Origin of the sequence: Hyalangium minutum (genome assembly GCF_000737315.1) — a bacterium.
Lineage (GTDB): Bacteria > Myxococcota > Myxococcia > Myxococcales > Myxococcaceae > Hyalangium > Hyalangium minutum.
In genome coordinates this window covers 403,984-429,805 of sequence record NZ_JMCB01000001.1, presented here as the reverse complement: position 1 = coordinate 429,805, position 25,822 = coordinate 403,984, and the positions used below count along the sequence as shown (strand labels likewise).

Below are 25,822 nucleotides of genomic sequence, written 5' to 3'. Positions count from 1 at the left end.
GCGAACCCTCAGCGGAGCATGTCGATGTGGGGGATGCCGTCCTCGTCGTACACGTCGCTGATGCGGCGGAAGCCAAACCCCTCATAGAAGCGCTGGAGGTAGTGCTGGGCGCCGATGCGGACCGCCGCTCCGGGGTAGGTCGCATCAATGAAGGCGAGGCCTCGCTCCACCAGCGTCTTGCCGTAGCCGTAGCGGCGCGCCCGGGGCGACGTGACGACGCGGCCCAGGCTGGCCTCCGGGTACTTCAGCCCGGGAGGGAGTACGCGGAGGTAGGCCGCGAGGAAGGACTCCGGCTCGTCCGGCTGGATGCCGAGCAGGTGATGTGCGCGCCGGTCATAGCCATCCGCGTCCAGGTAGATGGACTTCTGCTCCACCACGAAGACCTCCGAGCGCAGGGCAAGCACCTGGTAGAGCTCCTCCACCGTGAGCGCCGTGAAAGGTTTCCACTGCCAGTGAAGCATCCGCTGCTCCTTAGGTACGCTGCGGCCTATTCGGTACCATTTCCACACTGGGCAAGCCCAGCTTCCAAGGTGAGCGTGGCGTGAACGGAGCTTCGAATCAGCCATCGGGATGGCGGTGGTGGCCCGCCGTGGTGACCTTCTTGGCGTGGGCCCTGGGCGTTCTGCTGCCCGCGCTGACGCTGCTCATCGAGCTGAACTCGCGGATGTGCGCCGAGGAGTTCTTCGATCCGCTGCCCACGTGGATGCACGTCTTCCTGGTGGCATGTGTTCCTCTGGCCAACGGTTTCGGATTGGTTGCCACGCTCGAGGGTTCTCCTCGCTGGATGCGCGCCGCCCTGGTGGCCAATGGCGCGGTGCTCGGAATCAGCGCGGTCTACACGGCGATCTTCCTGCCGCTGCTGCCCCTGTCGGTGATCGCTATCTTGATTGTCGGCATGGGCCTGCTGCCTCTGGCGCCCTTGTTCTCGCTCATCACGGCCCTCATCATTCGAGGCCGACTGAAGCGAGCGCTTCCTGCGGAGGCTCCGCTCCCTCGGGCGTGGATCGGTGCGGCCGTGGCCCTGGTGGCGTTCTTCGCTGCGGAGGGGCGGGTGGCGGGGACCCGGCTGGCACTGCACGCGGCAGTGAATGGAGGGCCGAAGACCCAGCGCGCGGCGCTCGAGTGGCTGCGCGAGGCCGGCAGCGAGGAGATCCTCCGGGCCGCCTGCTATGTGGCTCCGCAGCGGGCCAGTCTCCTGGACTTCCTGATGTCCTTTGATGGTGCGGTGAGCACCGCCGAGGCGAGGACGGCGTACTACCGGGTGACGGGGCAGCCGTTCAACACGCGCCCCAAGCCCGACGGCCTGAGTACCGGGAGGTTCTTCCACCTCGCGGACGAGGACGGGCCTCCGGATCCCGCCCGTGTGGACTGGGAGCTGGCGACCTCCACGGTGGGCGGCCGGGTTCCGGGGCTCTCGCTGGCCAGCTCGGAGCTGAAGGGCTCGGTGGATGGGGACGCGGCACTCGCCTACCTGGAGTGGACGATGAGCTTCGCCACGACAGCGGAAGGCCAGTCCGAGGCGCGCACCCAAGTGCTCCTCCCGCCCGGAGCGGTCGTCTCGCGGGTGACGCTGTTCATCGACGGCCAGGAGCGCGAGGCGGCCTTTGCCTCCACCGGCAAGGTCGAGGCGGCCTACGCCAAGATCGTCCGGGCGCGGCGGGATCCGCTGCTGGTCACCCTGCGGGGGCCGGATCGGCTCCAGGTCCAGTGCTTCCCCGTGGTGAAGGCCACGCCGATGAAGATCAAGATCGGCTTCACCGTGCCGCTGCTGCCTCGGGACGAGGCCCGCTTCGCCACGCTCCTGCTGCCGTCTTTCGCCGAGCGCAACTTCCACATCCCCGAGGACTTCCGGCACGTGGTGCGTGTGGAGTCCCGACGCCCGCTCACGACGGCAGCGGGCGGCAGCGTGGAGCAGCGCCATGACGGGGTGAGCGAGTGGCTGGGCTCCCTGGCGGACGAGGCGCTCCAGCCTCCCAAGGCGATGCTCACCGTCGAGCGCAAGGGCGCGGCGGAGGTGGCCTGGACGGAGGACCTCATGGATGCCCAGGGCTACATCGTGCGCCAGCAGCTTCGCAGGTCCACGGTGGAGCTGCCCGCACGGGTCATCCTGGTCGTCGAGGGCTCCAAGGCGATGAAGGAGGCGCTGCCGGAGATCGCCTCGGCCCTGAGCGTCTTCCCCAAGGGCACCGAGCTGGCGGTGCTGGCGTCGAGAGATGGGGTCGAGGAGATCCTGCCGCTCGGTCCGGTGAGCGACGAGGGGCTTCAGCGCGCGGCGAAGGAGCTGCAGGGGCTGCGCGCCGCGGGCGGCCAGGACGGCAGCCCGGCGCTGGCCCGAGCGTGGGAGCTGGCCGCAGGCTCGGAGCGCTCGACGGTGATCTGGGTCCACGGGCCTCATCCGCTGGAGCCTGGTGCGGTAGGGGACGCCCCCAACTGGTGGATTACATCCCGTCATCCGCACGAAGTGCTCGACGTGATGGTGGGCCGGGGCCCGAACCGGATCGCGGTGGATCTCTCCCGCGCCGTGCGCTTCCGCCCGGTGCCGCGGCTCGGGACGCTGGAGGAGGATCTGCGGCGGGTGTTCACCTCGTGGGGCGGGCATTCCTATGTGCTCCAGAGAGATCGGCTGCCGGTGACGGAGGTCTCCTCCACGGGAGAGGCCTGGAAGACGTCGTCGCACCTGGCGCGCCTCTGGGCGAGCAGCGAGTCCGATCGGCTCCTGGCCGAAGGAGGCGATGAGTCCCGGGAGCAGGCGGGGGCGCTCGCGGCTCGGCACCAGCTCGTCACGGAGGTGTCGGGCGCGGTGGTGCTGGAGCGCAAGGAACAGTACGACGAGGCGGGCCTGAGGCCCGTGGAGCCGGGCACCGTGCCCAGTGTGCCCGAGCCGGAGACGTGGATGCTGTTGGCCGTAGCCTGTGCCCTCCTGGGGGCCTTCGCCTTCCGCCTGCGCCGGGCGCCCTGATGATGCGGCGCTCGTATTTGCTCCTCGGGGTGCAGTTCCTCGCCGGCTGGGAGGCGTGGAGCTGGTACGCCCGCCGAGTCCAGGACGGCTCGGATGAGCCGTGGGGCCTGTTGGCCCTGCTGGCGCTGGTGCTGCTGCTGCCTCGGGGCGCACGGCACCCGCTGCCGGAGCGGGATGTCTGGAGGCTCGCGGCCGTCAATGTGGCGGTGGCCGTGAGCCACTCGTGGCTGCCACCGCTGGTGCGCGCCGCGGTGTGCTTGCTGTGTGTCACCGCGATCGTCTCGAGGATGACCGAGGGCCGTGCGTTCCATCTGGGCACCTGGCTGCTGGCGCTCCTGGCGCTGCCGGTCCTGTCGTCGGTGCAGTTCTACCTGGGCTATCCGCTGCGGCTCGCTGCGGCGGCGCTGGCTGTGCCCATGCTGCGAGGGATGGGGCTGCCCGCGGTGCGAGAGGGGGCCAGCCTGGCGATCGGCTCGGACGTCATCCTCGTGGACGCGCCGTGCAGCGGGGCGCGCATGCTCTGGGTGGGGCTCTTCCTGGTGGTCATGCTGGCCTGTCTGTTGCGGCTGGGGGCGGGGCGGACGCTCTGGGTGTGCGTGCTCGGAGTGGGCGTCATCCTCTTCGGCAATGCACTTCGAGTCAGCGCGCTCACGCTCGTGGAGCGGGGGCGAATCCTTGGGCCCTCGTGGCTCCACGAGGGCGTGGGCGTGGCGTCCTTCCTCCCGGTGTGCCTCCTCATCGCGGCCATCTGCCTGTGGCAGCGCGAGCGGCAGCGGGCCGTGGCGGTGCACGGATGAGCCGGATTTCCTGGGGCGTGTTCATGCTCTCGGGCGTGCTGCTGGCCACGGCGCCCTTCTGGCGTGCTGCCCGCGAGCGTGCGCCGGTGGAGGACTCCTTCCCGGGCTGGCCCACGTCTTTCGAGGGGCGGACGCTGCGAGAGCTACCCCTCTCGGAGCGGGAGGAGCGGTTCGGCGCGGGCTTCCCAGGCCGTATCGGCCGCTTCACGGATGGGCAGCGGGAGCTCATCCTCCGGTGGGTGGCGGCGCCCACGCGCCAACTTCACCCAGCGGCGGACTGTTTCCGGGGGCTTGGTTACTCGACGTCACCGCCGGCGTTCTGGCGCGAGGCGGACGGGAGCGCCTGGCACCGGTTCACCGCCTCGCGTGGCGAAGTGAGGCTCACGGTGCGAGAGGCCATCCTGGAAGGAACGGCAGGCCGGTGGACCGAGGTGTCGCAGTGGTACTGGGAGGCGCTGCTCGGGCAGACGCGAGGGCCGTGGTGGGCCATCACGGTGGCTGAGCACGGGAAGTGACGCGGAGTGAGCAGTCACCGCTCCTGCGCGGCTCGGGGCGTGGAGGAAGTGCTACGCGCGGCGTCCTGTCCGCCGTATCGTGTGCCTTCTTTCCTTGAGCACTTTGTCCACGAGTTCGACCATGAACCGGTTGTTCCACTCTAGGAAGCCACCGCGCCTGTGCGGCTGGACCTCCGCTCTCGTGCTGCTCGCGGCCATGGGCTGCACCAAGAATGCGCCCGAGCCCACCCCTCGGTTGTCCGACGTCCTTCCCCAAGTCGGACCCCACGAGCTGCGCGCGGTCGAGGCGTTCAACATCATCACGGACCGGGCAGATCGCTCTCGGGCGCTCTTTTTGGAGGCCAGCCGGGTGTTGCTGCACCCGAGGTGCGCCAACTGCCACCCGGACGGGGATTCCCCCTATCAGGGGACCCAGAAGGCCCTGCACGATCCGCCGGTGGTGCGTGGTCCCGAGGACCGCGGCGTCGTAGGCATGGAGTGCACGAGCTGCCACCAGGACAAGAACCTGGAGCTGGCGCGCGTGCCCGGAGCTCCGAACTGGCACCTGGCGCCCCGCTCGATGGCATGGGTGGGCCGCACGCCGCACCAGATCTGCGAGCAGTTGAAGGACAAGTCCCGGAACGGCGGGAAGACGCTGGCCCAGATCGTCGAGCACAACGCGCACGACGAGCTCGTGGGCTGGGGATGGAAGCCCGGTTGGGACCGCGAGCCCGTGCCGGGAACCCAGGAGAGCTTCGGCGCCATCGTCGCGGCCTGGGCGGAGACGGGCGCCGAGTGCCCGAGCGAGGAGGCACGGCCATGAGCATTCGAGTTCGCATCAACGGCGTCGAGAAGGACCTCGAGGTCGATCCGGAAATGCCGCTGCTGTGGGCGCTGCGCGACGTGCTCGGCCTGACGGGCACGAAGTACGGCTGTGGGCAGGCGCTGTGTGGCGCGTGCACCGTCCACCTCGACGGGCAGGTGGTCCGCGCGTGCGTGACGCCCATGCGCCGCGCGGCGGGGCGCTCGGTGACGACCATCGAGGGGCTCTCGCCGGACGGCAGCCATCCGCTGCAGAAGGCCTGGGTGGACCTGGGCGTACCGCAGTGCGGGTTCTGTCAGGCGGGACAGATCATGACCGCGGCGGCGCTGCTGGCGAAGAAGCCGAAGCCCACCGATGCCGAGATCGATCAGTCGCTCTCGGGCAACCTGTGCCGTTGTGGCACGTACACGCGCATCCGCGCGGCCGTGAAGAAGGCCGCGGGCCAGCCCGAGGAATAGCGAGGACGCCATGAGCCAAGAGCGCATGTTGATCGCCCGGCGGACCTTCCTCGCGGGGCTGAATCTCTCGGTGGGCGGCCTCGCCCTCGGCTTCTTCGCCTCGGAAGCGGAGGCACAGAAGCCCACGAAGGAGTCCTCGGGGTCCAAGCAGCAGACGACCCATCAGGTCCAGGAACTGGCAGCGCCGGGGCTGAACCCCAACGTCTACCTGCACGTGGCCCCGGATGGGGTGGTGACGATCGTGTGCCACCGCTCCGAGATGGGGCAGGGCATCCGCAGCTCGCTGCCCGTGCTGATCGCCGACGAGCTCGGCGCGGATATGGCGCGGGTGAAGATCCTCCAGGCGGATGGAGACAAGGCCTACGGCGACCAGAACACGGATGGCTCCAGCAGCGTGCGGACCATCTATGAGGAGATGCGCCGCGTGGGCGCCACCGCGCGGGTGATGTTGGTGGCGGTTGCGGCGAAGCGGTGGAAGGTGAAGCCGGAGGACTGCGAGGCGCGGGACCACGCCGTCTTCCGCCGTGAAGGCAAGGAGACGCTGGGCTTCGGCGAGCTGGCGCTGGAGGCCGGGAAGCTGACGGTGCCCAAGCCCGCGGACGTCAAGCTCCGGCCCCGGTCCGAGCTGCGTCACGTGGGTCAACCGCTGCCGCTCCTGGATGGTCCCGCCTACGTCACGGGCAAGGCCAGCTTCGGCGCGGATGTCCGGCTCCCGGGGATGCTCATCGCGGTGATTGCGCGGCCTCCCGTGGTGGGCGGGCGCGTGACGAAGTTCGATGCGAGCAAGGCGCTCGCGATTCCTGGGGTGAAGCGCGTCATCGAGATTCCCGCGCCGAAGCCGCCGTACGCCTTCCAGCCGTGGGGCGGCATCGCCGTGCTCGCGGAGAACACCTGGGCGGCGATGCGAGGCCGCGCGGCGCTCGACATCACGTGGGACCACGGAGAGAACACGGTCTACGATTCGGAGACGTACCACCAGACGCTGCTCGAGTCCGTGCGGAAGCCGGGCACAGCCGTTCGCAACGTGGGAGACACCGAGGGCGCTCTGGCCAAGGCCGCGCGTCTGGTCGAGGCCGAGTACTACATTCCCCATCAGTCACACGTGCCGATGGAGCCGCCGGTCGCGCTGGCGCGCTTCGAGGGGGGCACCTGCGAGGTGTGGGCGCCCACGCAGAACCCCCAGGCCGCGCGCACCGAGGCGGCCCGTGTGCTCGGGCTGACTGAGGACAAGGTCCAGGTCCATGTGACGTTCCTGGGGGGCGGCTTTGGCCGCAAGTCGAAAGCGGACTTCGTCTCCGAGGTTTGCTGGCTGGCGAAGGAGGCGGGTGTTCCGGTGCGCGTGCAGTGGACGCGCGACGATGACATCCAGCACGACTACTACCACTCGGTCAGCGCGCAGCGGCTGAGCGCGGGGCTCGACGCGAGCAACAAGGTTATCGCGTGGCGGCACCGTACGGCGTTCCCTCCGATCGGGACGGTGTTCGGCGGGCCTGCGAAGCCGTCGGCGCGGGATCTTCAGCAGGGCGTGCTGGATCTGGCGCTCGCGGTGCCCAACGTCCGGGCGGAGGCGTGCGAGGCGAAGGCCTATGTGCGGATCGGCTGGCTGCGGTCCGTGTACAACATCTTCCACTCGTTCGCGGTGAACTCCTTCATCGACGAGCTGGCGCATGACCGGGGTGAGGATCCCCGCGACGTGAGGCTGGAGCTGATCGGGCCGCCCCGGGTGGCGACGCTGAAGGAGCTCGGCATCGAGCAGCTGGCGAACTATGGCCAGCCGGTGGAGGAGCACCCGGTGGACGCGGGGCGCTTGCGAGGAGTGGTCGAGCGCGTCACGGAGTTCTCGCGCTGGAAGGACCGGAAGAAGGACGGCCGGGCACTGGGGCTCGCGGCCCACCGGAGCTTCCTCTCCTATGTGGGGGTGGTGGTGTCCGCGGTGCGCAAGCCCGATGGCCGGATCGGAATCGACGAGGCCTGGGTGGTGGTGGATGCGGGCACGGTCATCAACCCGGATCGCGTCCGAGCCCAGATGGAGGGCTCGATCATCTTCGGGATGAGCATCGCGATGCACGGAGCCATCACGATGAAGGGTGGGGTGCCGGAGCAGTCCAGCTTCCACAACTACAAGCTGGTGCGCATCGGCGAGGCTCCACGGAAGATCCACGTGGAGATCGTCCAGAGCGAGGGGCGCCCGGGAGGCATCGGCGAGCCGGGTGTGCCGCCGGTGGCGCCGGCCATCGCGAACGCGATCTTCGCGCTCACGGGCCAGCGCATCCGCGAGTTGCCACTCTCACGGTCGATCCAGGTGTGAGCGGAGCATCCACGCGGCCGGCGAGGCCGTGGGCGATCAGATCGAGAAGTCGCCCACGAAGACGCTGGCCGTGCGCACGTCAGCCTGAACCGAGTCACCCTCCGCGACTCCGAGCTGATCGAACTCGGAGCGCGGTACCTCCACCGCCACCGTGTCTCCCGAGGGCAGCTTGAGCAGCACCTTCACGTAGCCGCCCACGGGCTTGAAGCGCTCGACCCGGCTGGGAACCGCGCCGTTGGCCCCGTTGACGTGGTTGCCTCCCACCGTCTTCACGAGCTTGATGTCGTGCGGCCGGACGAAGACCCTCACCGCTTCGCCTTCCCGCGCCGTCGCGGGCGCCGCCACGTGGAGCGAGCCCAGGTGCGCCCGGCCCTCACGGACGTGCCCGCTCAGGACGCTTGTGCCGCCGACGAACGAGGCGACGAAGGGCGTCGCGGGACGGTCATAGATCTCCGCGGGCGGTCCAGCCTGGGCAACCCGGCCCGCCTCCATGATGACGACGTGCTGGGAGATCTCCAGCGCCTCCTCCTGGTCGTGCGTCACGAGCAGGGTCGTCACGCCGGTCTGCACATGCAGCTCGTGCAGCCACTCGCGCAGCTCCACGCGCACCCGGGTGTCGAGCGCTCCGAACGGCTCGTCCAGCAGCAGCAGCTTGGGCCGGATCGCCAGGGCTCGCGCAAAGGCCACGCGCTGTCGCTGTCCCCCCGAGAGCTGCCCTGGGTAGCGATGTCCCAGCTCCTCGAGCTGGACCAGCTTGAGCATCTCGTCGACCCGCGCCTCGGTCTCGGAGCGGGACTGCTTGCGGACGTTCAGCCCGAACGCGATGTTCTCCCGCACCGTCATGTGCTTGAAGAGGGCGTAGCTCTGGAACACCACCCCGATGCCGCGCCGCTGCACGGACAGCTCCGTGCAGTCCACGCCATCGATCAGCACCCGCCCCGCATCCGGAAGCTCCAGCCCGGCGATCAACCGGAGGATGGTGGACTTGCCCGCCCCTGAAGGGCCCAGCAGGGTGGTGATGGCCCCGGCTGGCGCTTGGAACGACACGTCCGAGACAGCCGGCGTGCCTCCCGCGGTGAAGCGCTTGGTCAGCGACTCGACGACGACGCTCATGGCGCGTGCGCCCTCCATTCTACGTACTTCTTGATGACCAGGGTGATGAGCGCGAGCACGGTCAGCAGCGAGGCCGCAGCGAAGGCCCCGACGAAGTCGTACTCGTTGTAGAGGATCTCCGCGTGCAGCGGCAGCGTGGTGGTCACCCCGCGCACGTGCCCGGAGACCACCGAGACCGCGCCGAACTCGCCCATCGCCCGCGCGTTGCAGAGGATGACGCCGTAGATGACGCCCCACTTCACCTTCGGCAGCGTCACGCGCAGGAACATGTACCAGCCGCTGGCGCCCAGGGTGAGGGCCGCCTCCTCCTCGTCGCTTCCCTGTGCCTGCATCACCGGAAGCACCTCGCGAGCGACGAAGGGGAACGTCACGAAGAGCGTGGCCAGCACGATGCCCGGCACGGCGAAGATGATGTGGAGATCATGCTCGGCCAGCCACGGCCCCAACCAGCCCTGCCGCCCGAAGAGCAGCACGAAGATGAGGCCTGCGATCACCGGCGACACGCTGAACGGAAGATCGATGAGCGTGACGAGCAGGTCCCGCCCACGGAACCGGAACCGGGCGATGAGCCACGCGGCGGCCACGCCAAAGATGAGGTTGGCGGGAACCGCGATCACCGCAGCCATCAGAGTTAGGCGGATGGCGGACCAAGTCTCCGGCTCCGCCAGCGCCGCCAGGTAGGCCCCCACGCCCTTCTGGAAGGCATAGGTGAAGACGGCCACCAAGGGGACGACGAGGAAGATGCCCAGGAAGAGCAGGGCCCCGCCGATCAACAGCCAGCGCACGAGCGTCGAGCCCGCCGCGGCGTGGGTCCTGCGTTGAAGCGGGAGCGAGGAGACGTGCATGGAAAGCTATCCCGGCCGGACTTCGAACCGGCGCTGGGCCCAGCGCTGGAGCAGGTTGATGGCCAGCAGCAGGCCGAACGACACCGTCAGCATCACGACGGCCAGAGCCGTGGCACCCGCGTAGTCGTACTGCTCCAGCTTGGTGATGATGAGCAGCGGGACGATCTCCGTACGCATGGGCATGTTGCCGGAGATGAAGACGACCGAGCCGTACTCCCCAATGGCCCGTGCGAGCGCCAGCGTGAAGCCACTCAGCAGCGCCGGAAGGATGCTGGGGAAGATGATGCGGGTGAAGGTCTGCCATGGCGTCGCCCCAAGCGTGGCGGCGGCCTCCTCCACATCTGCGTCGATCTCCTCGAGGACGGGCTGGACGGTGCGCACCACGAAGGGCAGCCCGATGAAGGTGAGCGCCACCACGATTCCAATCGAGGAGTACGCCACCTTGATGCCCGCGGCCTCCAGGTAGCGCCCGTACCAGCCAGTGCTGGCATACAGACTCGTCAGCGTCAGGCCCGCGACGGCGGTGGGCAGGGCGAAGGGCAGATCCACCAGCGCATCCACGAGGCTCTTGCCCGGGAAGCGGTAGCGGACCAGCACCCAGGCCACGAGCAGGCCGAAGACGGCATTGGCCAGCGCCGCCACCACCGAGGCACCGAACGTGAGCTGGTAGGCAGCGAGCGCGCGCGGGGAAGCCACCGTCTCCCAGAAGTGCTCCCACGTCAGCGTGAACGTCTTGAGGAAGAGCCCGGACAGCGGCAGCAGCACGAGCAGGCCCAGGTAGAGCCAGCTCAGCCCCAGCGACAGTCCGAAGCCTGGGAGGATGCGGCGCGCGCGTCGTGCCATGGCCAAGGAGTCCGGCTACTGCGCCTTCGGCGTGTAGATGGTGTCGAACACGCCGCGGTCATCGAAGTGCGTCTGCTGCGCCTTGCGCCAGCCTCCGAAGACCTCGTCGATGGTGAACAGGCGCACGGAGGGGAAGTGGCTGGCGTACTTCGCGGCCACCTTCTCCGAGCGCGGGCGGTAGTGGTGCTTCGCGGCGAGCTCCTGGCCCTCGTCGGAGTAGAGGTACTGGAGATACGCCTCCGCCGCGGCCCGCGTGCCCTTCCTGTCTACGTTCTTGTCCACGATCGTGACGGGCGGCTCGGCGAGGATGCTGTCCGAGGGCACGATGATCTCGAACTTGTCCTTGCCCACCTCGTCGGTCAGCAGGAGCGCCTCGTTCTCCCATGCGATGAGTACATCCCCCAGGCCGCGCTCGGCGAACGTGGTGGTGGAGCCCCGGGCGCCCGAGTCCAGCACGGGCACGTTCTTGAAGAGGGCCGCCACGAACTCCTGCGCCTTGGCCTCGTCATTGCCGGCCTTGCGCAGCGCGTGGCCCCAGGCGGCCAGGTAGTTCCACCGCGCGCCACCCGAGGTCTTCGGATTGGGGGTGATGACGGCCACGCCCGGCTGCACGAGGTCCTCCCAGTCGCGGATGTTCTTCGGGTTGCCCTTGCGCACCACGAAGACGATGGTGGAGGTGTACGGCGAGCTGTTGTTCGGCAGCCGCGCCTGCCAGTCCTTTGGGATGAGGTTGCCCTTGTCGTGGAGCATGTCCACGTCGTACGCGAGCGCCAGCGTGACGATGTCCGCGTCCAGCCCGTCGATCACCGCGCGCGCCTGCTTGCCGGAGCCGCCGTGGGACTGCTTCACGGAGATCTTCGCACCGTCGTGGGTGGCCTCGTAGTGCTTCGCGAAGGTGGTGTTGAAGTCCTCGTAGAGCTCCCGCGTCGGATCATAGGAGACGTTGAGCAGCGTCACGGGCTCGGCACCCGCCGGGCCCGGTTTCGTGCACGCACTCAGCGACGCCAGGAGGCCGGGGAGCAGGAGCACCGCGGCGGAGCTCAGCATCCAGGAGATGGAACGGTTCACAGAGGGAACGGAAGACATGGGCTACCTCGAGGCAGCAGCAGCAAGGGGTGGGGAAGCAGGAGGAGACGAGACGTGGCCGGCGCGGACGGTGAAGTCACCGAAGCCCTCGCCGGGACGGCGCTCCCGCGCGTACTGGGAGAACAGCGGCTCGAGCGCCGCGAGGACGCCCGCTTCGTCGATGTTCTCCCGGTATAGGCGGTTGAGCCGCTGTCCGCGCACGTCCCCACCCAGGAAGAGGTTGTAGCGGCCGGGGGCTTTGCCCACGAGCGCGATCTCCGCCAGGTAGGGGCGTGCGCAGCCGTTGGGACATCCCGTGATTCTCAGGAGGATCTTCTCGTCCTGGAGGCCGTGCGCCGCGAGGCGCTCCTCCAGCTTTCCGACGATGTCAGGCAGGTAGCGCTCAGCCTCGGCCATGGCCAGGCCGCACGTGGGTAGCGCCACGCAGGCGAGCGCGTTGAGGCGCAGCGGGCTCGCGCGGCGGAAGCCCCCCAGACCGTGGGCCTCCACGAGCGAGTCGATGTCCTCTTTCCACTCCGGCGTCACGCCGGCGATGATCAGGTTCTGGTTGGGCGTCAGCCGGAAGTCTCCGGGGTGCAGCTGGGCGATCTCCCGCAGGCCTGTGAGCATCCGCGCCCCCGGGGTGTCCGCCACGCGCCCGCTCTCCAGGCGCAGCGTCAGGTGCCAGCGCCCGTCATGGCCCTCGCGCCACCCGAAGAGGTCGCCGTTGTGCTCGAAGGTGAAGGGACGCGTGGGCTGCAGTGAGAAGCCCAGCCGCGACTCCAGCTCGGAGACGAACCATGCGATGCCGCGATCCTCGATGGTGTACTTCAAGCGCGCGTGCTTTCGGGTGGTGCGGTCGCCGTAGTCGCGCTGCACCTTCACCACGTTCTCCGCGACGGCCAGGAGCTGCTCGGGGAGGATGAAGCCGATGACGTCCGCGAGCCGCGGGAAGGTGGCGGCGTCCCCGTGCGTGGCGCCCATGCCTCCGCCGACGGTGACGTTGAACCCGAGCAGCCGGTCCTCCTCGTGGATGGCGATGAAACCCAGGTCTTGCGAGAAGACGTCCACGTCATTGATGGGAGGCACCGCGATGGCGGCCTTGAACTTCCGGGGCAGGTAGGTGGCGCCGAGGATGGGCTCCTCCTCCTCGCCGCTCCCTGCGACCTTCTCCTTGTCGAGCCAGACCTCGTAATAGGCCCGGGTCTTCGGCAGCAGGTGCTCGGACAGCTTCACCGCCCACTGGTGCGCCTCCTCGTGGACGCGCGAGTCCACGGGGTTGGGATTGCACATCACGTTGCGGTTCACGTCTCCGCAGGCTGCGATGGTGTCCAGGAGCGCTGCGTTGATCCCCTGCATGGTGCGCTTCAGGTCCGTCTTGATGACGCCGTGGAGCTGGAAGGCCTGCCGGGTGGTGAGCCGCAGCGTCCCGTTGGCGTACTTCTGCGCGAGCGCATCCAGCGCGAGCCACTGTGCCGGGGTCGCCACGCCGCCGGGCAGGCGGGTGCGGATCATGAAGTCGTAGGCCGGCTCGAGCTTCTGCTGCCGCCGCTCCTCGCGCACGTCCCGGTTGTCCTGCTGGTAGCTGCCGTGGAACTTGATGAGGTTCTGGTCCGCGGGAGCGAGCCCTCCCGTCACGGGATCGGCGAGGCTCTCGACGAGGGTGCCACGCAGGCGGCGGCTCTTGGCCTTGATCTGCTCCGCCTCCGAGAGCGCTGGGGGCTTGGTGGGGGTGCTCATGGCGATGCTCCGAATCAGTAGACGTCGCGCTGGTAGCGCTGTTCGTCGCGCAGGGTGGACAGCCAGGACTCCGCGTCCTCGCGGCTCCGGCCTCCGTGGGTGGTGGCGATGTCGATGAGGGCCTCGTGGACGTCCGGCGCCATCCGCTGGGCATCGCCGCACACGTAGAGGTGTGCGCCGCCCTCCAGCCACGCGTAGAGGTCCTTGCCCGCCTCGCGCAGGCGCTGCTGCACGTAGATCTTCTCCACCTGGTCTCGCGAGAAGGCGAGGGAGATGCGGTGCAGCTCGCCCTTCTTCAGCGCCTCCTGCCACTCCGTCTGGTAGAGGAACTGCGAGCGGAAGTGCTGCTCACCGAAGAAGAGCCAGTTGCGGCCCTTCGCGCCCGTCTCGGCGCGCTCCTGTACGAAGGCGCGGAAGGGGGCCACCCCTGTTCCAGGGCCGATCATGATGACGTCCCGGGCAGAGTCGCGCGGCAGGCGGAAGCGATCGTTCGGCTCGACGAAGACGCGCACGCGCTCCTCGTCTCCCGTGCGCGTGGCCAGGAAGTAGGAGGCCGTGCCCGTGTGGCGGGCCCCGAAGGCGACGTAGTCCACCACCGCCACCGTCAGGTGGGCCTCGGTGCCGACCCGCTTCTGGCTGGAAGCGATGGAGTAGCTCCGAGGTGCCAGCTTGCGCAGCGCGCGGACCAGCTCCTCCGCCGTCCATGGCGCGGGCCACAGCCGCAGCAGGTCGATGATCTGGTGGGTTTTGAGCAGCGCACGGAAGGCCTCTGCCCCCTCAGGGGCGAGCAGGCGCTGGAGGTCCGTGCTCCCGGAGAGCGCGGCATGGCGCTCCAGGAAGGGCTTACTCACCTTGGTCAGCTCCAGCTCCTCGGTCAGCCACTGCTGCAGGGGCAGGGCGCGGCCGTCCCGGGTGACCTCTGTCTCTCCGTTGACCTTGAGCAGGGACACGAAGTCAGCCACGAGCTCCGGAGCGTTCCGTGGCCACACGCCGAGCGAATCTCCGGGCTCGTACGCCAAGCCCGAGTCCCCGAGCGACAGCTCAATGTGCCGCACGTCCTTGTTCGCACCGCGCCCGGTCAGGCGCTGGTTGACGAGGATCTCCGCCGTGACGGGAGCCTCCTTGCCGTGCTTTGGCGCGGGAGGGGCCGTGCGCAGCGGCGTGACGACCGCGGTGGCCGTCTTGGGCGCAAGCTCCTCCGTGGCCTTGCCCACAGCTTGATCGAGCCAGCCCTGGGCGACAGGCTCGAAGTCGACATCGCAGTCCGCGCGATTCAGCAGCCGGGTGGCTCCCAGCTGGGCCAGCCGCGTGTCGAGGATCTTCCCGATCTCGCAGTACTTGGGATAGCTCGAATCGCCCAGGCCCAGCACCGAGAAGCGCAGTTGCTCCAGCTTGGGAGCCTTCTTGCTCAGGAGGAACTCGACGAAGCCGCGCGAGTCATCCGGCGGATCTCCATCACCCTGGGTGCTGATGACGATGTAGAGCAGCCGCTCCTTCGCGATCTCCCGGACCGGGTAGTCCGACGCGCGGTACAGGCGCACCGAGAGGCCCGAGGCCTCTGCCTGGTGCTTGAGGCGCTCGGCCAGCATGCGGCTGTTGTTGGTCTGCGTGCCATAGATGATGGTGAGCCACGCCTCCGGCACGGCCTGGACCACGGGCGTGGGCGCGGGCGCCTGCTCCTGAACGGGGCCGCGCTGCGTGGCGAGGCCGGCGAAGTAGCCGCTCAGCCAGTGGAGCGTCTCGGACGGCAGACCCTCCACCACGCGCTGGAGAAGGGCGCTCCGCTCCTCGCCCAGCATGGCGCTCACGTAGGGTGAGACCATCGGCAGTGCTCCTGTAGGCCGTCCCGCTCCCTTGGCGGGCAGCGAGCTCATGACTTCGACTCCTGAGCCGCTAGGACCTGGCGTACCCATCCGTCCAGATTCTCCGTGGCCTCCAACTCGCCTCCGCCCAGCCCCGCGTCACGGAGTTGGTTGCGGAGCGCGCGCCGGGCCTGCGGCGCGACGGTGTGCAGGAGGACGATGAGCCCTGCCTCCGCCAGCGCCAACGCCACCTCTGTGTCACCCCGGACGACCGAGACATGCCGCCCCTGATCGAACAGGTGGCGCTCCAGTTGGTACGCCCGCTGCTCGGCCTCGGGGGAATCCGGCAGGAGGATGACCTCGCCCTTCTGGCCGAGCCGCTCGCGCCGCTCCTGCGCGCTGATGAGGGTGCGTGCCGCCTTGTCCCCATCGCTCGCGGGTCCGAGGATCATCCCCGCTGCCACCGTGTCGTGGGTGAGCGCGTCGATGACGATGAAGGCGCCAGTGCTCCGGTTGTCCTGGTAGGGATCGCAGAGCAGCGGGCGCTTGGCCGCGAGCCGCACCTTGCCGATGTCATTGAGCGACAGCGTATCCGCGGGGACCTCGGTGAGGTTCTCCAGGTCCTTGCGCCAGAGGATCTGCTCCAGCGTGGCCGGCACCGTGCGCGTGGAGTTCTTCACCAGGTAACGGCGGGAGCCATCCAGCGGCTGCTCGCCGAACCACACCAGCATGGCGTCCAGCCGGCTCAGCGCCTGAGGTGGCTCGGCCACGTGGGCGATGACATCCCCGCGGCTGATGTCCACCTCATCCGCCAGCCGCAGCGTGACGGAGAACGGCGCGCTCTGCGCCGGGAGCTCGCCCTCGAAGGTGTCGATGGCCGTCACCCGCGTGCGGCGCTGCGAGGGCAGCACCACCACCTCGTCGCCCACGCGCACGGTGCCCGAGGCGATCTGCCCGGCGAACCCGCGGTAGTCCAGGTGCGGGCGCAGCACGTACTGCACGGGGAAGCGGAACGGAGCCTCGTCCTGGTGGCGCTGGTGGGGCAGGGACTCCAGCCAGCCCAGGAGCGTGCCGCCCTCGTGCCACGGCGTGCGGGTGCTCGGGCGCGTGACGTTGTCGCCCTTGCTCGCGCTGACGGGGAACAGCTTCACCTGGGTGAACCCGAGCGACTTCGCGAACCCGGCCAGCTCGCTGCCGATGCGCTCGAAGAGCGCCCGGTCAAATCCCATCAAGTCCATCTTGTTCACCGCGACGGCCAGGTAGGGGATGCCCAGCAGCGAGGCGATGTACGCATGGCGCCGCGTCTGCGGCAGCACGCCCAGGCGCGCGTCCACGAGGATGACCGCCGCGTCCGCCGTGGAGGCGCCGGTGGCCATGTTGCGCGTGTACTGGATGTGTCCCGGAGTGTCCGCGACGATGATCTTCCGCTTGGCCGTGGAGAAGTACCGGTACGCCACGTCAATCGTGATGCCCTGCTCGCGCTCGGCGCGCAGGCCGTCCGTGAAGAGCGAGAAGTCGATCTCCTCCTCCTGAGGCAGCGCCGCCGAGGCCGCCGCCTGAAGCCCTCGGGCCAGCAGCTCGGTGGTGGGCGTGGCGCCCTCGTTGGCCGCCACGCGCTTGGCGGTGGCGCGCTTCACGGCGGAGATCTGATCCTCGAACAGGCCGTCGCACTCGTAGAGGAGCCGGCCGATGAGCGTGGACTTTCCGTCGTCCACGGAGCCCACCACCACCAGCCGCAGCAGTTCCTTGTTCGCGTGGTCGACCAGGAACTGCTGGATGTCCGTGACGGGCGCTTGGAGTGAGGTGTCCATTAGAAGTAGCCCTCGCGCTTCTTGAGCTCCATGGAGCCCTCTTCGTCGTGGTCGATGAGCCGGCCCTGGCGCTCGGAGTGGCGGGCGGTGACCATCTCGTGGATGACGGACTCGACCGTGGTGGCCGAGGACTCGATGGCGCCGCTGAGCGGGTAGCAGCCCAGCGTCCGGAACCGTACGCGCTTGAGCACGGGCTTCTCGCCCGGCTTCAGCCGCATGCGCTCGTCATCCACCATGATGAGGTTGCCGCTGCGCTCCACCACCGGACGCTCGGCGGCGAAGTACAGGGGCACCACGGGGATCTTCTCCTTGAGGATGTAGTGCCACACGTCCAGCTCGGTCCAGTTGGAGAGCGGGAAGACGCGCATGCTCTCGCCCGTGTCGATGCGGCCGTTGTAGAGGTTCCACAGCTCGGGCCGCTGGCGCCGCGGCTCCCACTGCCCGTGGCGATCCCGGAACGAGAACACCCGCTCCTTGGCGCGGGACTTCTCCTCGTCGCGCCGCGCTCCGCCGAACGCCGCGTCGAAGCCGTGCATCGCCAGGGCCTCCAGCAGCGCCTGCGTCTTCATCGCGTGCGTGTACTTCTGGCTGGTGTGGTCGAAGGGGTTCATGCCTTCGGCCAGCGCCTTGCGGTTCGTGTGCACCAGCAACCGGAACCCGTGCTGCGCGGTGAACCGGTCGCGGAACGTGTACATGTCCCGGAACTTCCAGGTGGTGTCCACGTGGAGCAGCGGGAAGGGCAGGGGCGCCGGGTGGAAGGCCTTGCGCGCCAGGTGCAGCAGCACCTGCGAGTCCTTGCCGATGCTGTAGAGCATCACCGGGTTGGCGAACTCCGCCACCGTCTCGCGGAGGATGTGGATGCTCTCCGCCTCGAGCACCGACAGGTGTGACAGCCGTGCGGACGTGGACTCACTCATGACCAGCCTCCGCCACGCGGGGCTGCGAGCGCCCCGCGGCTTCTGTATTCGCCACCAGCGAGGTGAGCTGCGAGCGCAGCGACACCACCGCGCCCAGGATGAGGAGCGTGGGAGAGCCCAGCTCGGCCTCCCTCACGCGCGAGGCAATGGTGGCCGCCGTTCCCTCGACGACGCGCTGGTGTTCCCAAGTGCCAGCTTCCACGGCGGCGGCGAGCGTGCCCGGAGACATCCCCGCGCTGATGAGCGCGTGCGTCGCCTCCTCCAGCTTCCGGCCCGCCATGAAGAGGACCAACGTCTCCGAACGGGCCAGGTGCTCCCAGTCCGGCGTCTCATGCGCGAGGTGCGCGGTGGCGAACGTCACCGTCCCCGACAGGCCCCGGTGGGTGATGGGGATGGCGGCCGCCGCGGGCACGGCCGAGATGCTAGAGACACCCGGCACCACCTCGTACGGAACGCCCGCCTCCTCGAGCGCGAGGGCCTCCTCGCCGCCTCGGCCGAAGACGAACGGGTCGCCGCCCTTGAGCCGCACCACGGCTCGGCCCAGCCTCGCCTGCTGGACGAGCAGGGTGTGGATGTCCTCCTGCCGTACGGAGTCTCCGCCACCCTCCTTGCCCACGTAGATGAGGCGGGCGTGGGGACGCGCGTGCTCCAGCACTCCCGGGTGGATGAGCCGGTCATGCACCACGGTGTCCGCGCTGGCGAGCAGGCTCGCCGCCCGGAGCGTCAGCAGGCCTGGATCTCCAGGTCCCGCGCCCACCAGGTACACCCAACCTTTGTTACCGCCACTCATGTTGTCTCTCCCAGTGCTTCCAACTCGGCGCGGAGCCGGGCCCACGCCTCCCGGCGCTGGCCCTTGGCCAGCAGTCCGCGAATGTCTTCCTCCACCAGCAGCCGCAGCAGCCGGCTGCGCCGAGGTCCTCGGGGCAGCCGCTCCCGGAGCCACCCGCTGAGGCGGGCGAGCTGCACATGGTGGAGCGAGATCTGCTCGGTCAGCTTCTGCCGCAGGTGCCGCGCCAGCGCGGGCGACTGTCCCTGGGTGGAGACCGCAACGGTGATGGCGCCCCGGCGGCCAATGGAGGGAATCGTGAAGTCGCACAGGTCGGGCTCGTCCGCCGCGTTCAGCCAGATGCCGAGCGCTCGCGCCTCCTCCGCGACCGCCTCGCTCACCCGCCGATCATCCGTGGCGACGAACACCAGCGCATGCCCGGACAGGTCGCCCTGGGCATAAGGGCGCTCCAGCAGCTCCAATTGTCCCTGCTCGGCGAGGCGCCTCAGCGTGGCGGTGGCCTGGGGTGCGATCATTCTCACCCGCGCGCCGGTCTCGATGAGCTGGAGCGCACGGCCCTCGGCGATGTTTCCGGCGCCAATGAGGAGAACGCGCTTGCCGTGCAGCCGGAGGCAGACCGGGTAATCGAAAGCTGTGCTGGGCGAGGCCATGATCCGTTCTCGGGGAGCTCAGCCGCGCACGTGCAGCCCGCATTCCTTCTTGTCTGCGGACTCCCACCACCAGCGCCCGGCGCGCTCGTCCTCGTAGGGCTTTACCGCGCGCGTGCAGGGCGCGCAGCCGATGGACGGGTAGCCGCGATCATGGAGCGCGTTGTACGGGACGCCGTTCTCCTGGATGTACGACCAGATCTGCTTCGCGCTCCAGGACGCCAGCGGGTTGAGCTTGGCCAGGCCGCCGTGGTCCGCGTCGAACTCCACGGTCTCCACGCCGGTGCGGGTGACGGACTGCTCGCGGCGCATCCCCGTCACCCACGCTTGCCGGCCCGTGAGCGCGCGCTTCAGGGGCTCCACCTTGCGGATGCCACAACACGCCTTGCGAGCCTCCAGGCTCTGGCGAAAGGAGAAGTACCCCTGGGTGGACACCAGTGTCTCCACGCGCTCGCGCTGGGGGAAGAAGGTCTCTACCTCCAGCCCGTAGCGTTTGCGCAGCGTCTCGATCAGCTCGTACGTCTCCGGAGGCAGCCGGCCGGTGTCGAGCGTGAACAGGCGCAGGCTGGGCGCGTGCTGGCGCGCCAGATCGATGAGGACCACATCCTCCGCGCCGAAGCTGGACGCGATGGCTGCGCTGGAGCCGAACCGGCGTTCGGCCCAGGCGAGGACCTGCTCAGCGGGGGCCGTCTTCAGCTCCACGGCAGCGGCGGCGAGCTCTGCCTGGGAGAGCTGCGCGGAGAGGGGCTGAGCCAGCGACATGGGGGGACTCCAGACAGAAAAAAGAAACGGCCCGGCCCTCGTGAAGAGGGCGGGCCGTATGACACACCACTCACGAAACGCGTCACACCTCCGGCGGCTGCGATCAGCGAGATCGCTGGCAACAACGCGCGTGGAGAGGGGCGCGTCCCGTACAGCACGAGTGGGGAGCGGGGGATGTCATTATGTTCAACTATCTATCCGCTATAGCAGATGGAGTCAACCTGTCCGCTATAGCGGACAGGCCAGGCCGGTGTCCGAGGAGAGCTCAGGCGTAAGAGGGTTCTACCTCCGCGGAGGGCGCGGCCTGGGAGTGCTGCTACCGTGGGCGCATGTCCGTGCTCATGTTGGGGGGCTCCGCGGTCGTCCCGTCGCTGTTGCTGCTCTGGTACGTCTACGCGAGGGACAAGAACCCCGAGCCCCGTGGGCTGCTCATCAGGACATTCCTGTGGGGCGCGTTCATCTGCGTCCCCGTGGTGCCCGTGGCGATGGCGCTCGAGAGCATGGGGCAGGGCTTCACCGGCGACATGTGGAGCGATGCGCTGGTGAAGGCGTTCCTCGGCGCGGCCATTCCGGAGGAGTTCTTCAAGTTCCTCGTGCTGCGCTGGTACGTGTGGCGCAAGTCCCACTTCGACGAGCCGCTGGATGGCGTGGTGTACGGCGCCACCGCCTCGCTTGGCTTCGCGACGCTGGAGAACATCCTCTACGTGGGGTCGGGCGGACTGGAGACGGCGGTGCTGCGCGCGGTCACGGCCGTGCCGTGTCACGCCTTCGCGGGCGTGGTGATGGGCGCCTTCCTGGGCCGGGCGCGGTTCGCCGAGGGAGGGCAGCGCTCCGCTTTGATGTGGATGGGCCTGGGCTCGGCCATCCTCCTTCACGGTGCTTATGACGCCTTCCTCTTCACGGGCTCTGGATTCGCGGTGTTGGCGCTCGTGGTGCTGTTCATCGAGGTCCGCTGGGGGCGCAAGCTCTACAAGCAGTTGCAGTCCGAGCAGGTGCTGGCCGGGCAGGCCGTCTTCGCGGGGGCCCTGCTGACGGCCCCGGTTCCCACGGAGCAGCCGGTCCTGGTGACGTCTCTGGGAGCGCTGATGGCGGGGGGCGAGGGCACCGAGGCCGTGCGCGAGCCGGAGCTTCCCCGGCGCGCTGTCCGGCACGGTCCCCCCGTGCGCACCTTCGGGTCGTGGCTCAAGCTGGGGTTCGGCGGGATCGGGCTCTCGTTCTGCGGCCTCTGGTGGCTGGGCGTGGCTGCCGTCCTCTTCATGCCCGACAGCTCGGGCGAGCCCCTCACGACGGGCGCCAAGGTGGGGCTGATCATCTTCTCCGCGATCCCCACGCTGATCAGCCTGGCCCTCTTCCGCTCGGGCTTGAGAGGACCCTTCGAGCCTGTTTCGGGCTGAGACCTGACCAGGGGGCTTGCGCGAAGGGGGGAGGGAAAGGGTAAGAGGAACCCTTCACTCCCAGTCAAAACAGGAGTCCCTGTATGCAGAGACTTCCCCGAGTCAGCCGCTCTGGCTTGCTGAGCCTTGGGCTCACGCTCGCCGTCCTCCAAGGCTGTGGTCCCACCGAAGAAGAGGTGCCCGTCGAGCCCGCCAAGGTTCAGCAGGGCCTGGGCGTCCCGGGCTTCGCGGAGCTGCACCACCACATGTTCGCCGAGCAGGCCTTCGGTGGAGGCTGGTTCCACGGCAGCTACACCGGGACGCTGAACCGCTGTGACGGCGGCATGCCGGAGAGCAGCCACGCCCGGGTGCGCATGGACCTGAGCAACCTGCTGAACCTGTGCCCGAACTCGGGCGGCGTGGACTTGAGAGCCAACCCGCTGCTGGCGGCGCTCTTCGGCGTTGGTGGTGCAGTGGGCTCGGAGTTCATCGCGAAGATGGAGGGCACGCAGGGCGACACGGGTCTGCACCTGGGCCGGCGGGATGTGCCCACGCAGTGGCCGCGCTGGGACACCATCGCCCACCAGCAGGCGTGGGAGGGCTGGCTGCGCAAGGCCAAGGATGGCGGCCTGTCGCTGGTGATGGTCTCCCTGGTGAGCAACGGCTTTCTCTGCAACGCGCTGCCGTACCAGAACCTGAAGCGGCCCTGCGACGAGATGGCGGACATCGAGGTGCAGCTGCAGATGGCCCGTGACTTCGACGCTCGCACGGATTGGGTGGAGATCGCCCTGTCGCCGGCGCATGCGCGGCAGATCATCGCCTCGGGCAAGCTGGCCATGGTGCTCTCCATCGAGACGAGCAAGCTGTTCGGCAGCAAGGACTGGCGGACGGAGCTGGACCGCTTCTACAGCCTGGGCGTTCGCTCGCTGCAGCCCGTGCACCAGCTGGACAACCGCTTCGCGGGCGCGGCGCCGCACAACGCCATCTTCCAGGCGGCCGAGTTCCTGGAGAACTGCCACATCGACACGGACTGCGGTGTGACGACGGGCTCGTTCACGCTGGGCTTTGACGTGGACTCGGCCTGCCGCAACGTGAAGGGCCTGACGCCCGAGGGCAAGGCCATGGTCCAGGCGATGATGAGCAAGGGGATGCTGGTGGACATGGCGCACATGTCCGAGCGCTCCGTGCAGGACACGTTCGCGCTGGCACAGACCAACACGTACTACCCGCTGATGATCTCCCACGGGCACTTCCGCGAGGTGATGAACCCGAAGGTGGCCGAGCAGGAGAAGTCCACGCCGTCGTGGGTGGTGCGCTACCTGCGGCAGACGGGCGGCATGTTCGGTCTGCGCACGGCGCACGACGAGGTCCGCACGTACACGAAGACGGCGGTGGCCAACAACTGCCACGGCTCCACGCGCTCCCTGGCGCAGGCGTACGAGTTCGGCCGCCAGGGACTGAAGGTGCCCATGGCGTTCGGCGCCGACCTGAACGGCTTCATCCAGCAGACGCGGCCGCGCTTTGGCCCGAACGGGGCGTGCTCGGCGACGTTCCAGGCCGAGGCGGATGTGCAGGCCTACCAGCAGACGCTCTCCGGGCCGGGCCGCCTGGGCACGGAGTTCGACGAGAACGGCCTGGCGCACATCGGCCTGCTGCCGGATCTGCTGAGGGACTTGAAGAACCTGGGCGTGAACACCACGGGGCTGGAGAACTCGGCGGAGACGTTCATCCGCATGTGGGAGCGCGCGACGGCGGCTCGCACGGGCATGGCGGATGCGGCGAGCGACATCGACACCTCGGGCGTCGCACCCTACGTCTCCAAGGAGACGCGCGAGGCCCAGTTCCCCACGGTGTGCGGCATGGCGTACGCGCCGGACTCGAAGGTGCTGGGGCAGGGGTGCCGCTTCGACGCCGAGTGCCAGAGTGACCAGTGCACCTCGGTGCTGTGCTCCACGTTCGACGGCCGGTGCGTGTGCAACGACGACGGCGACTGCGGCAGCGCGAGCTACTGCCAGGAGGAGCTGCCGGGGCCGGGTGACAACGACTGCGTGGCGAAGAAGGCGAACTGGGTCTCGTGCAGCCGGGATGGGCAGTGCCAGTCTGGAGCCTGTGGTGGCTGCGCGACCCTGACGGGGTGGTGCTACACGCCGCGCTCGAAGGCGTATGGACAGGCGTGCAAGGCAGACCGGGAGTGCACCACGGATCGGTGCAGCGCGGACTGCTACATCAACCCCACGGGCTCGTGCCTGTGCCAGAGCGACTCGCACTGCGCCTCGAACCAGTACTGCGGCTGGGGCACGAACTCAGGCAAGTGCCAGAACAAGAAGTCCCGTGGCGCGGCGTGCGCGTCCGACCGCGAGTGCGTGTCCAACAACTGCCGCTGGTCGTTCACCTGCGGATAGGTCCCCTCCGCGCGCTCCCTGAACCTGTCCAACAACTGGACCGGTTCGGGGAGCCGCAGGTCGAAGTGGGCCTGTCGTGACGCAGTTGCCACGCAGTGGACACTCGCTTCGGCCGTGGGCAGTACGACGGAGGTGCCCTTCGGTGTGGAAGGTGGAATAGTCCTTTCAGACAGGTTGAGTGTGGAGCTCTGGAGGGTTCGCCCGCATGTCCGATCCGAAGCTGCTTCCCCCTGACGACAGTACGTCGAGCGACGCGCTGACCGTCTTCGACGATGGAAAGGCAACCCGGCGCGAGTTCGTCGGCACGGCGGTGGTGGGGGGCGCGCTGCTCTCCACCGGCCTGCTCACGGTGCCCGACACCGCCGAGGCGGCGAGCCCCAAGCCTGCCAACCTCGACGGGCCCGCTGTGCCCGCCGTGAACATCAAGCTCAATGTGAACGGCAAGGAGCACACGCTCCAGGTCGAGCCACGCGTGACGCTGCTCGACGCGCTCCGCGAGCGGCTTGAACTCACCGGCTCGAAGAAGGGCTGCGACATGGGCCAGTGCGGCGCGTGCACTGTCCTGGTGGATGACCGCCGCGTGAACGCCTGCCTCATGCTCGCCGTGATGCAGCAGGGCAAGCGCATCACCACCATCGAGGGGCTCGCCCAGGGCGACACCCTGCACCCCATGCAGGAGTCCTTTATCGAGCACGACGCCTTTCAGTGCGGCTACTGCACCCCTGGACAGATCATGAGCGCGGTGGGCTTCTCCCAGGAGAACTGGGGACAGACCGACGCGGACATCCGCGAGGGCATGTGCGGGAACATCTGCCGCTGCGGAGCCTACCCTCACATCGTGGCTGCCGTTCGCGACGGCCGCGGGAAGAAGGCCTGAGGAGCCACCATGCGCCCCATCGACTACGTCGCCGCTCAGGACATGAAGGGAGCCCTCGAGAAGCTGGGCTCCCGCCCCACGGACGCGGTGCCCATTGGCGGAGGCACCAACCTCGTGGACCTCATGAAGATCCACGTGCAGAACCCGGCCCTGCTCGTGGACATCAACGCCCTGCCACTCTCTCAGATCGAGGAGGCGGACGGAGGGCTGCGCATTGGCGCGTTGGTCCGCAACAGCGATCTCGCGAACCACCCGCTCGTGCGCCAGCGCTACCCCGTGCTCTCCGAGGCCCTGCTCGCGGGCGCCTCGCCGCAGCTGCGCAACCTGGCCACCGTGGGCGGCAACATCCTTCAGAAGACGCGCTGTTCGTACTTCCGGGACGTCTCCCAGCCTTGTAACAAGCGCGAGCCCGGCTCTGGCTGCGCGGCGCTGCAGGGCTTCAACCGCATGCACGCGGTGCTGGGCACCAGCGACAAGTGCATCGCCACGAACCCCTCGGACATGAACGTGGCGCTCGCTGTCCTGGATGCCACCGTGCACGTGACGGGGCCCAAGGGCGATCGAAAGATTGCCTTCGGGGACTTCCACCTCGTGCCGGGGGCGCACCCCGAGCGTGAGACGGTGCTGCAGCCGGGCGAGCTCATCACCCACGTGACGCTGCCCGCCTCTGGCTTCGCGGCGAACTCCCACTACCTGAAGGTGCGCGACCGGGCCTCGTACGCGTTCGCGCTGACCTCGGCGGCGGTGGCGCTCGAACTGGAGGGCAAGACCGTGAAGAGCGCACGCGTGGCGCTGGGCGGCGTGGGCACCAAGCCCTGGCGCTCGCCCGAGGCCGAGAAGGCCCTCATCGGCCAGCCCGCGGACGAGGTGCGCTTCAAGGCGGCCGCCGCCGCGGCGCTGAAGGGAGCGAAGCCGCAGAAGCACAACGGCTTCAAGGTCGAACTCGCGCGGCGGACCCTGATCCGTGCGCTGTCTCAAGCTGCTGGACTCGCCTGAACG

Annotated in this window: 22 protein-coding genes; 10 read left to right on the top strand and 12 right to left on the bottom strand. The window is 68.8% G+C overall.

Annotated features, from left to right (window positions below; translation table 11 throughout):
- Nucleotides 1-8: 8 nt before the first annotated feature.
- On the bottom strand, nucleotides 9-461 hold the full coding sequence (locus DB31_RS01545; RefSeq protein ID WP_044180981.1) for a GNAT family N-acetyltransferase: 453 nt from the start codon (nucleotides 459-461) through the stop codon (nucleotides 9-11).
- Between the two features lie 128 nt (nucleotides 462-589).
- On the opposite strand from DB31_RS01545, the gene DB31_RS01540 reads away from it, so the two are divergent.
- The 6 genes from DB31_RS01540 (at nucleotide 590) to DB31_RS01515 (ending at nucleotide 7,839) form a co-directional block, all read left to right on the top strand.
- Nucleotides 590-2,959, top strand: coding sequence for a PEP-CTERM sorting domain-containing protein (locus tag DB31_RS01540; protein ID WP_240486473.1), 2,370 nt, complete (start codon nucleotides 590-592; stop codon nucleotides 2,957-2,959).
- Nucleotides 2,959-3,756 carry an archaeosortase/exosortase family protein gene (locus DB31_RS01535; protein WP_240486472.1) on the top strand — a complete coding sequence of 266 codons (798 nt, stop codon included), beginning with the start codon at nucleotides 2,959-2,961 and terminating at the stop codon, nucleotides 3,754-3,756. The genes DB31_RS01540 and DB31_RS01535 overlap by 1 nt, the downstream gene beginning before the upstream one ends.
- Nucleotides 3,753-4,271: a hypothetical protein gene (locus tag DB31_RS01530; protein ID WP_044180978.1), complete on the top strand. Its 519-nt coding sequence runs from the start codon at nucleotides 3,753-3,755 to the stop codon at nucleotides 4,269-4,271. The genes DB31_RS01535 and DB31_RS01530 overlap by 4 nt, the downstream gene beginning before the upstream one ends.
- Before the next feature lie 121 nt (nucleotides 4,272-4,392).
- Entirely contained in the window at nucleotides 4,393-5,073 is a 681-nt protein-coding gene (locus DB31_RS01525) for a hypothetical protein (RefSeq protein ID WP_044180975.1), read from the top strand.
- Entirely contained in the window at nucleotides 5,070-5,531 is a 462-nt protein-coding gene (locus DB31_RS01520; RefSeq protein WP_044182124.1) for a (2Fe-2S)-binding protein, read from the top strand. The genes DB31_RS01525 and DB31_RS01520 overlap by 4 nt, the downstream gene beginning before the upstream one ends.
- Nucleotides 5,532-5,541: 10 nt before the next feature.
- Entirely contained in the window at nucleotides 5,542-7,839 is a 2,298-nt protein-coding gene (locus DB31_RS01515) for a xanthine dehydrogenase family protein molybdopterin-binding subunit (RefSeq protein WP_044180973.1), read from the top strand.
- A 36-nt stretch (nucleotides 7,840-7,875) separates the two neighbouring features.
- On the opposite strand, the gene DB31_RS01510 is transcribed toward DB31_RS01515, so the two are convergent.
- From DB31_RS01510 to DB31_RS01460, 11 genes are read right to left on the bottom strand one after another with little or no spacing between them, the layout of a single operon-like run.
- Nucleotides 7,876-8,952, bottom strand: coding sequence for a sulfate/molybdate ABC transporter ATP-binding protein (locus DB31_RS01510; protein ID WP_044182121.1), 1,077 nt, complete (start codon nucleotides 8,950-8,952; stop codon nucleotides 7,876-7,878).
- Nucleotides 8,949-9,797 (bottom strand): sulfate ABC transporter permease subunit CysW, encoded by an 849-nt coding sequence (gene cysW, locus DB31_RS01505; protein WP_044180970.1) that lies wholly within the window; start codon nucleotides 9,795-9,797, stop codon nucleotides 8,949-8,951. Before cysW ends, DB31_RS01510 begins: the two co-directional genes overlap by 4 nt.
- 6 nt (nucleotides 9,798-9,803) lie before the next feature.
- Entirely contained in the window at nucleotides 9,804-10,640 is an 837-nt protein-coding gene (gene cysT, locus DB31_RS01500; RefSeq protein WP_044180965.1) for a sulfate ABC transporter permease subunit CysT, read from the bottom strand.
- 15 nt (nucleotides 10,641-10,655) lie between these two features.
- Nucleotides 10,656-11,687: a sulfate ABC transporter substrate-binding protein gene (locus DB31_RS01495; protein ID WP_044182118.1), complete on the bottom strand. Its 1,032-nt coding sequence runs from the start codon at nucleotides 11,685-11,687 to the stop codon at nucleotides 10,656-10,658.
- Between the two features lie 42 nt (nucleotides 11,688-11,729).
- Nucleotides 11,730-13,445, bottom strand: a complete 1,716-nt coding sequence (gene cysI, locus DB31_RS01490; RefSeq protein ID WP_044180961.1) for an assimilatory sulfite reductase (NADPH) hemoprotein subunit — start codon at nucleotides 13,443-13,445, stop codon at nucleotides 11,730-11,732.
- Nucleotides 13,446-13,459: 14 nt separating this feature from the next.
- A complete protein-coding gene (locus DB31_RS01485) occupies nucleotides 13,460-15,319 on the bottom strand; it encodes an assimilatory sulfite reductase (NADPH) flavoprotein subunit (protein WP_205628450.1) in 1,860 nt (619 codons plus the stop codon).
- Entirely contained in the window at nucleotides 15,316-17,058 is a 1,743-nt protein-coding gene (locus tag DB31_RS01480) for a GTP-binding protein (protein ID WP_044180955.1), read from the bottom strand. Before DB31_RS01480 ends, DB31_RS01485 begins: the two co-directional genes overlap by 4 nt.
- Complete coding sequence (cysD, locus tag DB31_RS01475; RefSeq protein WP_044180952.1) at nucleotides 17,058-17,975, bottom strand: sulfate adenylyltransferase subunit CysD; 918 nt, start codon at nucleotides 17,973-17,975, stop codon at nucleotides 17,058-17,060. Before cysD ends, DB31_RS01480 begins: the two co-directional genes overlap by 1 nt.
- Nucleotides 17,968-18,765: a uroporphyrinogen-III C-methyltransferase gene (cobA, locus tag DB31_RS01470; protein WP_044180949.1), complete on the bottom strand. Its 798-nt coding sequence runs from the start codon at nucleotides 18,763-18,765 to the stop codon at nucleotides 17,968-17,970. Before cobA ends, cysD begins: the two co-directional genes overlap by 8 nt.
- Nucleotides 18,762-19,412, bottom strand: a complete 651-nt coding sequence (locus tag DB31_RS01465) for a precorrin-2 dehydrogenase/sirohydrochlorin ferrochelatase family protein (RefSeq protein ID WP_044180946.1) — start codon at nucleotides 19,410-19,412, stop codon at nucleotides 18,762-18,764. The genes cobA and DB31_RS01465 overlap by 4 nt, the downstream gene beginning before the upstream one ends.
- Nucleotides 19,413-19,430: 18 nt before the next feature.
- The gene (locus DB31_RS01460) at nucleotides 19,431-20,171 is read right to left on the bottom strand and encodes a phosphoadenylyl-sulfate reductase (RefSeq protein ID WP_044180944.1); all 741 of its coding nucleotides are present in this window, start codon (nucleotides 20,169-20,171) and stop codon (nucleotides 19,431-19,433) included.
- Nucleotides 20,172-20,500: 329 nt separating this feature from the next.
- Here DB31_RS01460 and DB31_RS44390 point away from each other — a divergent pair, with 329 nt between their 5' ends.
- The 4 genes from DB31_RS44390 (at nucleotide 20,501) to DB31_RS01440 (ending at nucleotide 25,819) form a co-directional block, all read left to right on the top strand.
- A complete protein-coding gene (locus DB31_RS44390) occupies nucleotides 20,501-21,565 on the top strand; it encodes a PrsW family glutamic-type intramembrane protease (RefSeq protein ID WP_052419632.1) in 1,065 nt (354 codons plus the stop codon).
- 83 nt (nucleotides 21,566-21,648) lie between these two features.
- On the top strand, nucleotides 21,649-23,946 hold the full coding sequence (locus tag DB31_RS01450) for a membrane dipeptidase (RefSeq protein ID WP_044180941.1): 2,298 nt from the start codon (nucleotides 21,649-21,651) through the stop codon (nucleotides 23,944-23,946).
- A 205-nt stretch (nucleotides 23,947-24,151) separates the two neighbouring features.
- Nucleotides 24,152-24,823, top strand: coding sequence for a (2Fe-2S)-binding protein (locus tag DB31_RS01445; protein WP_044180939.1), 672 nt, complete (start codon nucleotides 24,152-24,154; stop codon nucleotides 24,821-24,823).
- Nucleotides 24,824-24,832: 9 nt separating this feature from the next.
- Nucleotides 24,833-25,819 (top strand): FAD binding domain-containing protein, encoded by a 987-nt coding sequence (locus DB31_RS01440; protein WP_044180936.1) that lies wholly within the window; start codon nucleotides 24,833-24,835, stop codon nucleotides 25,817-25,819.
- The last annotated feature ends 3 nt before the right edge of the window (nucleotides 25,820-25,822 follow it).

What these genes read in the sequence shown, in the direction of transcription:
- DB31_RS01545 (WP_044180981.1), bottom strand. Translation starts at nt 461, where the DNA reads ATGCTTCACTGGCAGTGGAAACCTTTCACGGCGCTCACGGTGGAGGAG.
- DB31_RS01535 (WP_240486472.1), top strand. Translation starts at nt 2,959, where the DNA reads ATGATGCGGCGCTCGTATTTGCTCCTCGGGGTGCAGTTCCTCGCCGGC.
- DB31_RS01530 (WP_044180978.1), top strand. Translation starts at nt 3,753, where the DNA reads ATGAGCCGGATTTCCTGGGGCGTGTTCATGCTCTCGGGCGTGCTGCTG.
- DB31_RS01525 (WP_044180975.1), top strand. Translation starts at nt 4,393, where the DNA reads ATGAACCGGTTGTTCCACTCTAGGAAGCCACCGCGCCTGTGCGGCTGG.
- DB31_RS01520 (WP_044182124.1), top strand. Translation starts at nt 5,070, where the DNA reads ATGAGCATTCGAGTTCGCATCAACGGCGTCGAGAAGGACCTCGAGGTC.
- DB31_RS01515 (WP_044180973.1), top strand. Translation starts at nt 5,542, where the DNA reads ATGAGCCAAGAGCGCATGTTGATCGCCCGGCGGACCTTCCTCGCGGGG.
- DB31_RS01510 (WP_044182121.1), bottom strand. Translation starts at nt 8,952, where the DNA reads ATGAGCGTCGTCGTCGAGTCGCTGACCAAGCGCTTCACCGCGGGAGGC.
- cysW (WP_044180970.1), bottom strand. Translation starts at nt 9,797, where the DNA reads ATGCACGTCTCCTCGCTCCCGCTTCAACGCAGGACCCACGCCGCGGCG.
- cysT (WP_044180965.1), bottom strand. Translation starts at nt 10,640, where the DNA reads ATGGCACGACGCGCGCGCCGCATCCTCCCAGGCTTCGGACTGTCGCTG.
- DB31_RS01495 (WP_044182118.1), bottom strand. Translation starts at nt 11,687, where the DNA reads ATGCTGAGCTCCGCCGCGGTGCTCCTGCTCCCCGGCCTCCTGGCGTCG.
- cysI (WP_044180961.1), bottom strand. Translation starts at nt 13,445, where the DNA reads ATGAGCACCCCCACCAAGCCCCCAGCGCTCTCGGAGGCGGAGCAGATC.
- DB31_RS01485 (WP_205628450.1), bottom strand. Translation starts at nt 15,319, where the DNA reads ATGAGCTCGCTGCCCGCCAAGGGAGCGGGACGGCCTACAGGAGCACTG.
- DB31_RS01480 (WP_044180955.1), bottom strand. Translation starts at nt 17,058, where the DNA reads ATGGACACCTCACTCCAAGCGCCCGTCACGGACATCCAGCAGTTCCTG.
- cysD (WP_044180952.1), bottom strand. Translation starts at nt 17,975, where the DNA reads ATGAGTGAGTCCACGTCCGCACGGCTGTCACACCTGTCGGTGCTCGAG.
- cobA (WP_044180949.1), bottom strand. Translation starts at nt 18,765, where the DNA reads ATGAGTGGCGGTAACAAAGGTTGGGTGTACCTGGTGGGCGCGGGACCT.
- DB31_RS01465 (WP_044180946.1), bottom strand. Translation starts at nt 19,412, where the DNA reads ATGGCCTCGCCCAGCACAGCTTTCGATTACCCGGTCTGCCTCCGGCTG.
- DB31_RS01460 (WP_044180944.1), bottom strand. Translation starts at nt 20,171, where the DNA reads ATGTCGCTGGCTCAGCCCCTCTCCGCGCAGCTCTCCCAGGCAGAGCTC.
- DB31_RS44390 (WP_052419632.1), top strand. Translation starts at nt 20,501, where the DNA reads ATGTCCGTGCTCATGTTGGGGGGCTCCGCGGTCGTCCCGTCGCTGTTG.
- DB31_RS01450 (WP_044180941.1), top strand. Translation starts at nt 21,649, where the DNA reads ATGCAGAGACTTCCCCGAGTCAGCCGCTCTGGCTTGCTGAGCCTTGGG.
- DB31_RS01445 (WP_044180939.1), top strand. Translation starts at nt 24,152, where the DNA reads ATGTCCGATCCGAAGCTGCTTCCCCCTGACGACAGTACGTCGAGCGAC.
- DB31_RS01440 (WP_044180936.1), top strand. Translation starts at nt 24,833, where the DNA reads ATGCGCCCCATCGACTACGTCGCCGCTCAGGACATGAAGGGAGCCCTC.